The 9133-nt window shown below is 67.7% G+C and carries 8 protein-coding genes; 5 read left to right on the forward strand and 3 right to left on the reverse strand.

What is annotated here, in order from left to right; genetic code table 11:
- The 3 genes from AB7O82_RS32535 to AB7O82_RS32545 form a co-directional block, all read right to left on the reverse strand.
- Positions 1-854, reverse strand: an 854-nt coding sequence (locus tag AB7O82_RS32535; protein WP_428621227.1) for an alpha/beta fold hydrolase, incomplete at its 3' end; no start/stop codon positions are given.
- Between the two features lie 208 nt (positions 855-1062).
- Positions 1063-1932: a metal ABC transporter permease gene (locus AB7O82_RS32540; protein WP_428551015.1), complete on the reverse strand. Its 870-nt coding sequence runs from the start codon at positions 1930-1932 to the stop codon at positions 1063-1065.
- 17 nt (positions 1933-1949) lie between these two features.
- Entirely contained in the window at positions 1950-2693 is a 744-nt protein-coding gene (locus AB7O82_RS32545) for a metal ABC transporter ATP-binding protein (RefSeq protein WP_428551013.1), read from the reverse strand.
- 511 nt (positions 2694-3204) lie between these two features.
- Between AB7O82_RS32545 and AB7O82_RS32550 the strand changes: the two genes are divergently transcribed.
- From AB7O82_RS32550 to AB7O82_RS32570, 5 genes are all read left to right on the forward strand, one after another.
- Positions 3205-3972, forward strand: coding sequence for a DUF1223 domain-containing protein (locus tag AB7O82_RS32550; RefSeq protein ID WP_428621229.1), 768 nt, complete (start codon positions 3205-3207; stop codon positions 3970-3972).
- Positions 3973-4030: 58 nt separating this feature from the next.
- On the forward strand, positions 4031-7699 hold the full coding sequence (locus AB7O82_RS32555) for a helicase-related protein (protein ID WP_428551007.1): 3669 nt from the start codon (positions 4031-4033) through the stop codon (positions 7697-7699).
- A gap of 38 nt (positions 7700-7737) precedes the next feature.
- Complete coding sequence (locus tag AB7O82_RS32560; RefSeq protein WP_428551005.1) at positions 7738-7992, forward strand: RNA-binding S4 domain-containing protein; 255 nt, start codon at positions 7738-7740, stop codon at positions 7990-7992.
- Positions 7993-8058: 66 nt separating this feature from the next.
- On the forward strand, positions 8059-8394 hold the full coding sequence (fdxA, locus tag AB7O82_RS32565; protein WP_428551002.1) for a ferredoxin FdxA: 336 nt from the start codon (positions 8059-8061) through the stop codon (positions 8392-8394).
- A 287-nt stretch (positions 8395-8681) separates the two neighbouring features.
- Positions 8682-9133, forward strand: a 452-nt coding sequence (locus tag AB7O82_RS32570) for a CarD family transcriptional regulator (RefSeq protein ID WP_428621231.1), incomplete at its 3' end; no start/stop codon positions are given.

Below are 9133 nucleotides of genomic sequence, written 5' to 3' on the forward strand. Positions count from 1 at the left end.
GGGAAGGCTTCCATCGTCGCTTTGGATGCCGGGAAGCGCAGCACGCCGTCGCGGCTGCCGGCGATGAACAGCGACGGCTGGCGGATCGGCTGGCCGCGCCACGGTCCGCCGAGCTCCCAGTTGCGCCGGAGGTTGCGGTACCAGTTGAGGCCGCCGCGAAAGCCGGTGCGCGAGAATTCCCGGGTGTAGTAGTCGAGGTCAGCTTCACTCAGCCAGGCCGGCAGCGCCGGCGGGTCGACGGTGTTGGCGAGCAGCGTGCCGCTGGTCAGCCGGGCGAAGCCCTTGCCCTTGTCGTCCATGTCGCCGCCGGCGGTGAAGTAGATGCGGCGCAGGGCGCTGCGAATGTCGGCCTGCAACTCGGCCTCGGCCACGCCCGGCTTCTGGAAGTATTGCAGGTAGAAGTCGTTGATCCCGAGCTTCTCGAGCGCCGTCAGGGCATCGACGTAGCCGGGTGCCGCATAAGGGACACTCATCGCGCAGACGGCGGGAAACAGGTCGGGACGCCACAGCGCCGCATGCCAGGCGACCGGGGCGCCCCAATCATGGCCGACGATGACCGCCTTCGATTCACCGAGTGCCTTCACCAGCTCGGCCATGTCGCCGACCAGATGATGGAGCGTGTAGTGCTCGATCGGCTCGGGCGCCTCGGTGCCGCCGTAACCGCGCATGTCCGGCGCGACGCAGCGATAGCCCGCCGCGCTCAAGGCCATGATCTGATGGCGCCACGAGTACCAGCTCTCCGGCCAACCATGGCAGAACAGCACCAGCGGACCGCTGCCGATCTCGGCATAGCGCATATGGATGTTGTTGACCGTGGCGGTCTTGAACGTGACGCCAGGCAGCGGTGCGGACATCGCGGGTTCCTTCGAGGAATGTTCGTGATTTCAGCGGTGATAGTCGTCTGGAACGCACGCCGACGAAAGGTCCCTCGCTGCGCTTGGTGACAGCTTTCCGTACCGCGGGCGTCTCGCCCACTCATGGAAAGAGCGGGCGAGACGCCCGCGGTACGGAAGATGGTCATCCCGATCGCAGCGAGGCACCTTGCCTCGCGCACAGCCCGCGCTAGCCGCGCAGGTGGGCGGGGCGTGCGAGGCGGACGCGCACCGATGCGCGTGAGCCGAACAGCAGCGAGCCCAGGAAGAACAGGCTGGCGCACAGCACGATCACCGGGCCCGACGGCAGGCCGGCATGGAACGAGACCAGGAGGCCGACCGCGGCCGAGGCGAAGGCCATCGGCGCGGCGACCAGGGTCATCGACCACACCTCGCGCGCCCAGAAGGAGGCGGCGACCGCGGGCAGCAGGATGAGGCCGAGCGCCATCAGCGTGCCCAGCGCCTGGAAGCCCGCCACCATGTTGAGCACCGCGAGCGCCAGGAAGAGGTAGTGGTAGAGCGCGCCGCGGATGCCCATGGCGACGAGAAAGCCCGGGTTGAAGCATTCGACGACCAGCGGCCGATAGATCGCGGCGAGACCGACCAGGGTCGCCGTCGCCGTCGACACCACGAGGATCAGCGCCGCATCGTCGACCGCCAGGATGGCGCCGAACAGGATGTTCATCAGGTCGACAGCCGAGCCGCGCAACGACACGATCAGCACGCCGAGCGCCATGGCGGTGAGATAGGCGGCGGCGAAGCTCGCATCCTCGCGCATGCTGCTGAAGCGCGCGACCACGCCCGAGACCAGAGCCGTGGCGATGCCGGCCAGGAACCCGCCGAGACTCATCGCCGGCAACGACAGGCCGCCCAGCAGAAAGCCCAGGGCCGCGCCGGGCAGCAGCGCGTGCGCCAGCGCATCGCCCATCAGGCTCATGCGGCGCAGGATGAGGAACACGCCGATCGACGAGCCGCCGACCGCCAGCGCCAGGCTGGCGACCAGGGCGCGGCGCATGAAGCCGAAATCGGCGAACGGCGCAATCAGGATGTCGAACAGCATGGACAGCTCGTCTGCGCTCAGGCGCTGAGCCGCATCGGCGCTTCGCAGGCGTCGGCGCGCTCGTCCCACGCCTCGGCCATGGCGCGCGCCCGGCGCAGGTTCTCGATAGACAGGACCTCTCCCGTCGGGCCGGCATCGACCAGCTCGCGGGCCATCAGCAAGGTGTTGGGAAAGTCGCGACGGACCTGATCGAGGTCGTGCAGCACGGCCACCACGGTGCGCTGCTCGGCCCGCCAGCGCTTGATCACCCCCATGAGGTCGGCGACGGTGCGCGAATCGATGGCGGCGAAGGGCTCGTCGAGCAGCACGAGGTCGGCATCCTGCAGCAGGAGGCGGGCGAACAGTACGCGCTGGAACTGGCCGACCGACAGCGTATCGATCGGCCGGCGCTCGAAGCCCGCCAGCCCGACCGCCTCCAGCGCGTGGCGCGTGTCATGGATGTCGCCGCGCCCTGCCGCGCCGAAGCCGCCGAAGCGCCCCCAGCGCCCGAGCAGCACGGTATCGAACACGGAGATCGGGAAGCTGCGGTCGATCTCGGCCTGCTGCGGCAGGTAGGCGATGCGCCGCGCGCTGCACTCGATCCGGCCCTCGACGCGCGGCGCAAGCCCCATCAAGGCCTTGAGCAGGGTGCTCTTGCCGGCGCCATTCGGACCGACGATGGCCGTCATCTCGGCGCCGGGAATCTCTGCCGAGACATGATGCACCGCCGGGTGGCGGTCGTAGCTCACGGTCAGGTCGACCAGGCGAAGCGCGGCGCTCACAGCGCCCACCAGGCGGCGAGCCACAGCACGGCCGCGACCAGCAGCGCAGCCGCGACGCGGTTGGCCGCACTCATGGCGAGCAGGGCCGTGCCGGGAGAAACGGGATCATGCATGGGGCGAGACGAAACGCCGGAAAATCGATAAAAGAACGTTGCTGACGTGTAGTGTTATAATGTTACGTTCAGTAAGTCCAGTCACTGTGCCGGGAACGCGCCACTCTGTGGCGCTCTTGCTTTCCGTGGCGCGGGCGTCCTGCCCGCTCAAAGCCATGGGCGGGTGCAACGCCCACAGTGCCCAGGAGCGCCACGAAGAGTTTGTGAGTTTATGGTCCACGCCACTCGGACTGGCGGCGCTGCGAAAGGAAAGGTCCCTCGCTGCGCTCGGGATGACAATGATGCTGTCATCCGGAGCGAGTGGCGCGCTCCCGGCCATGAGCGCCTCGTCATCTGCTCATGGCACGTTAACCGTTTGTTGATTGGTGAAAGTGAGTCGCAAAGCGCATGGTCGCGCCATGACGAGCTATGGTCTTATCCGGCGGCGATCGCTGCTGCTTGGTGGCGCCGCCGCGGGCGCAGCATTCACGGTGGCGCCCGCCGGCGCCGATCAGCGCAACGCGGCCGAAGGCCCTTGGGCGGTCGAGCTGTTCACATCGCAAGGCTGCAACTCCTGCCCGCCGGCGGATACCTATCTGGGACTCCTGGCCAAGCGTCCCGACATCGTCGCCCTGTCGTTCCATATCGACTACTGGGACTACATCGGCTGGAAGGATCCCTTCGCCTCGCGCGCGACCACCGACCGTCAGCGCGCCTATGCGCGCGTCCTCAAGCAGCGCTACGTCTATACGCCCGAGATGGTGGTCGACGGCATCGGCCACGATACCGGCCGCGACCGCGGCAAGATCGAGGCGCTGCTCGGCGAAGCTCAACGCCGCTCGCCGCAGCGCGCCACGCCCGAGCTCTCGCGCGGCAGCGACGGGCGGCTTAGCGTTTGGCTCGCCGCCTTTCCGCTCGCCGGCAAACCGGCCGACGTGACTTACGTCCTCTACGACCGTCGGCAGAGCACACCGGTGGTAAGCGGCGAGAACCAGGGGCGCATGCTGGACAACTTCAATGTCGTGCGTCGCTTCGAGGTGCTGGCCCGCTGGGACGGTGCGGCGGCGACCTGGTCGGTCGACACGACCGGCCTGCAGCAGGGCCAAGGGGTCGCCGTAATCGTGCAGCGCGCCGACCATGGGCCGGTGATCGGCTGCAACAAGCTCGAGCCGATGGTCTCCGGTTAGGACTATCTTCGGTCCGACCGGCCTTGCGCCTTTCGCGCGCCCGCGCGAAGGTGGACCAATGCCGCCCCCCAGCGCCGGCCGTCTGACCGCAGTTCTCGGTCCAACCAACACCGGCAAGACTTACCTCGCCATCGAGCGCATGCTCGGTCACGAATCGGGCATGATCGGTTTCCCGCTGCGCCTGCTGGCGCGCGAGAACTACGATCGCATCGTTCGCGTCAAGGGCGCCTCCCAAGTGGCGCTGATCACCGGCGAGGAGAAGATCGCGCCGCCCGGCGCACGCTATTTCGTCTGCACGGTGGAATCGATGCCGCTCGACCGCACGGTGTCGTTCCTCGCCGTCGACGAGATCCAGATGGCCGCCGACCCCGAGCGCGGTCATTTCTTCACCAATCGCCTGCTCGAGGCGCGGGGCACGGCCGAGACCATGATGCTCGGCGCCGACACCATCCGCCCGGTGCTGAACCGGCTGCTGCCCGACATCGACGTCGTGGCGCGGCCGCGCTTTTCCAATCTCTCCTATGTCGGCCCGAAGAAGGCGACCCGGCTGCCACGCCGCTCGGCGGTGGTCGGGTTCTCGGCCAACGAGGTCTACGCCATCGCCGAGCTGATCCGGCGCCAGCGCGGCGGCACCGCCATCGTCATGGGGGCGCTCAGCCCGCGCACGCGCAATGCGCAGGTCGACATGTTCCAGGCCGGCGAGGTCGACTACCTGGTGGCGACCGATGCCATCGGCATGGGCCTCAACATGGACGTCAACCACGTCTGGTTCGCCTCGCTGCGCAAGTACGACGGTCGGGCGCTGCGGCCCCTGCGCAGCGTCGAGCTGGCCCAGATCGCCGGGCGCGCCGGCAGGCACATGAACGACGGCACGTTCGGCACCACCGCCGAGGCCGGGACGCTCGAGCCGGAAATCGTCGAGGCGATCGAGAATCACCGCTTCGATCCGTTGCGCGACATTCAATGGCGCAACAGCGACCTCGACTTCCGCTCGGTGTCGGCGCTGATCGCTTCCCTGAACGAACCTCCGCCTCATGCCGCACTGCAGCGCGTGCGCGAGCAGGACGACCAGCTCGCGCTGCAGACCCTGTCGACCCATTCGGAATTCCTGCCGCGGCTGCGCACACCGCAGCGCGTCAGGTTGCTGTGGGAGGTCTGCCAAGTGCCGGACTTCCGCAAGACCATGACGGAAGAGCACACCCGCCTGCTCGGCCAGCTCTTCGAGCACTTGACACAGGGCGGGGAACGGTTACCTGAGGACTGGATCGAAGGTCACGTCAAGCGGCTCGAACGGTTTGACGGCGACATCGACACCTTGATGGCGCGTATCGCCCACGTTCGCACGTGGACCTACATCTCGCATCGGCCGGACTGGATCCAGCGAGCGACGCACTGGCAGGAACGCGCCCGCGCCATCGAGGACAAGCTATCGGACGTGCTGCATCAGCGCCTGACGCAAAGGTTTGTCGATAGACGGGCGGCGTTGCTTGTACGAAGATTGCACGATGAGGGTGAAATGACGACGTCAGTCGCCGAAGCAGGCGAGGTTTCGGTCGAAGGCGAACATCTCGGGCGCATCGAAGGATTCCGCTTTATTCCCGACACCACCGAGGGGCATGCCGATCAAAAGGCGGTGATGAGCGCGGCCTTGCGCGCGCTGCGCCAGGATCTGCCGGCGCGTCTGCAGGCCTTCGTGTCGTCGGCCGACCGCGAGCTGGTGTTCGATTCACAACTGCGCATCTGCTGGGGCGGCGGCCCGGTCGCCCGTCTGCAGGCGAGCGGCGACGTCCTGGCGCCCAAGATCGAAGCCCTGCCGTCCGACCTTCTCGACGGGCCGGCGCGCGAGGAGGTGCGCAAGCGCGCCGCCGCCTGGGTCGAGACGCGCATTCGCCTCGGATTGAGCGAGATGATGGACGCCCGCGCCACGACCGAGCTGCCGGCCGGAGCGCGCGGCGTCGTCTTCCAGCTGTGCGAGCATCTCGGCGTCCTGCCGCGCCGGCCGATCGAGCAGCAGCTCGCCGAGCTCGGCGAGGAGGATCGCAAGGCGCTGGCACGGCTGGGCGTGCGCGTCGGGGTCTATTCGCTCTACTTCCCGAGCATGCTGAAGCCGGTGCCGATTCGCCTGCGCGCCGGACTCTGGATGATCGCCCGCAACCGCGACACGATCCCGCCGCTGCCGGCCGAAGGCCGCACGTCGATGGATCTGCCGCGCGGCTCGGAGCGCGATTTCTATTCGGCCATAGGCTATCTGCCGCTGGGCGATCACGCGATTCGTGCCGACATGGTCGAACGCCTGGCGGCGATGGCCCGCCAGGCCGTGCGCGAAAGCCGCGAGGCGGCCCGGCGCGCCCAGTTCGAGCGAGATAACCCGCCGCCTCCCGTCGAGGAGGCCAAGCCCGAGGACCAACCGCAGCGCAACGAGAACCGTGCTCGCCGCAACGAGGGTCGTCGCGAGCGTCGGGGCAAGACGGACCGCCAGGCCGACGCGCCGGCCATTCCGGCGGCCGCGACGAACGAAGAGATCAGCGAATGGGCGATCGTGGCGGCCGCGTTCGGCGAGTTCGAGCCGGTCGACGACTCTCCCACGACCGCACTCGCCGAGACCGCGCTTGTCGAGGCCGAGACCGAGGCCTCCCAGGCCGACGCCGAGGTCGAGACGGAAGCGGATAACGTTGCCGTGGCAGAGGTCGATGAGTCGACCGCGGCCGAGCTGCACGAGGAGGTCGCCGAGGCAGAAACTGCTTTACCGCTTACAGAGGAAGCGCCCGTACCGGCGCCGGATCAGGTCGAAGTCGCCGCGATTGCCGAGGAGACCGGGGCGGCCGGCGACGAGACCACGGCCGCAGACGGTGCCGCCGCGCTCGATGCTGCAACGGCCGAGCCGGCTGCGAGCGGCGAGGCCGAGCCTGCTCCGCTCGAGGCGCGGGGCGAGGTTCGGCCTGCAGAAGCAGTGGCCGACGACGAGGCAGCGGCGGCTCCGGTGGCCGGGGAGGCTACGGTCGAAAAGACCGGTACCGAGGAGACGCCCGTCGAGCAGAACGCGGCCGAAGAGAGAGGGGCCGCGGCAACCCAGGCGGAAGCGCCAAAGGTCGAGGAGCAGCGTCCTGCCGGCCCGCGACCGCTGCCGCCGGGCTGGTTCCGGGCCACGCCGCAGATGATGTCGCTGGTCGGCTGCTCGGAGCCCGAGATGGCCAATGTGCTGGCGGCCCTCGGCTACCGCGTGCATCCCCCTTCAGAGGAGTTCGGACCGCTCTACGCCTACTCGGTCAAACCGCGCTTCGTGCGCGAGCGCGAGGAGCAGCGCGAGCGACAGCGCCAGCAGCAACGTCAGCAGCAGCGCGACCAGCGCGATCAACGGCGCCGCGAGCGGCCGGAGCGGCCCAACGAGCGGCAGTTCTTCGCTGCCTTCGGACAGACTGCGCCTGGCCGCAACGATCGCGGCCGCGATGGACCGCCGCGCGACGGCCAGCGCCAGGATGGCCAACGTTACGACGGGCCGCGGCGCGATGGGCCGAGACACGACGGGCCAGGCAACCGGGGACCGGGCGACCGGGGCCCTCGCGAGGATCGGCCGCGCGAGGAGCGTCGCGGTCCGCGGCCGCCCCGCCGCGATGCCAACGAGCCGGCGCTCCGGCTCTATGCCACCACGGAGAAGAAGGGCGACGCACCGGCGAACGACTCGCCGTTCGCCAAGCTGCTCGAGCTCAAGCTCGGCGGAAAGAAGTAGCCGGCCGGTGAGCGGGGCGGTGGAACGCTAGGCAGGCGATGCGGCTCGACAAGTGGCTGTGGCATGCGCGCTTCTTCAAGTCCCGCAGCTTGGCCACGCGCTACGTCGAGAAGGCGCGATGCCGGGTCGACGGCCGCGTGGTCGACAAGCCGCATGCCACCGTGGCGCCGGGCATGGTGCTCACCTTCGCCCTGGGGCCACGGGTGCGCGTCGTCCGCATCGTGGCGCTGGGCGAGCGTCGCGGACCGGCTCCAGAGGCCCGAGCGTTGTATGATGAAATCGACCCTGCGTAATTCAGACTTCTTGCGCCAGCCGGTTCAGCGCGTTAAGCACCCGCCCGCCCGTTTTGAGAGTCGTCGATGACCTATGTCGTGACCGAGGCTTGCATCAAGTGCAAGTACATGGACTGCGTCGAAGTCTGCCCCGTGGATTGCTTCTACGAGGGCGAGAACATGCTGGTCATCAATCCGGACGAATGCATCGATTGCGGCGTCTGCGAGCCCGAATGCCCGCCCAACGCCATCCTGCCCGATACCGAGAAGGGCCTGGAGCAGTGGCTCGAGCTCAATCGCAGCCTGGCGAGCGAATGGCCGAACATCACGCGCAAGGGCGAGGCGCCGGCCGACGCCGATGATTTCAAGGACGAGAAAGACAAGTTCAAAAAGTATTTCAGCAAGAACCCGGGCAAACGTTAGATTCCGTTCGATCCGGCCAGTTTCGCACAGCTTTTGCAACAGCCATGCACTTTCCGCATGGCACGACCGTTGCCGAAATGCAACATCGTAGGCGACTTGCGCCCAGATTTCTGATATAAGGTCGGCGCTGAAAGCGGACCGGCGTCAGGTCCGTCGCCAGTTCGGTGTCCCGAGTCGGTAGCCGAAAGCAACTGATAAATGGATACCCGGGCTGATCACGCAGGGGAGCGTGTGCGGCGGACTGCGGTATCGCTGAGCGAGGGGTCGAAGTGAAGGAAGAACTGGATATGGCCAAGCCGAAGAAGATCGCGGCGAAGGCAAAGGATTTGGCCTTCGAGAAGGGCGATTTTGTCGTTTACCCAACTCACGGCGTGGGTCGCGTGATCGACATCGAGGCCAAGGAGATCGCCGGACACAAGCTCGATCTGTTCGTCATTTCGTTCGAGCAGGAGCGCATGATGCTGCGGGTTCCCGTGGCCAAGGCGAAGATTTCCGGGCTGCGCAAGCTGTCGTCGCGCAAGATCATGGAGAACGCGCTGGTGACCCTGAAGGGCCGCAGCCGCGTCAGCCGCGCCATGTGGAACCGTCGCGCCCAGGAATACGAAGCCAAGATCAACTCCGGCGACCCGGTGTCGATTGCCGAGGTCGTGCGCGACCTGCATCGCAACGCCGGTCAGCCCGATCAGTCGTACAGCGAGCGCCAGATCTACGAGGCGGCGCTCGATCGGCTGGCCCGCGA

Origin of the sequence: Reyranella sp. (genome assembly GCF_050185545.1) — a bacterium.
Lineage (GTDB): Bacteria > Pseudomonadota > Alphaproteobacteria > Reyranellales > Reyranellaceae > Reyranella.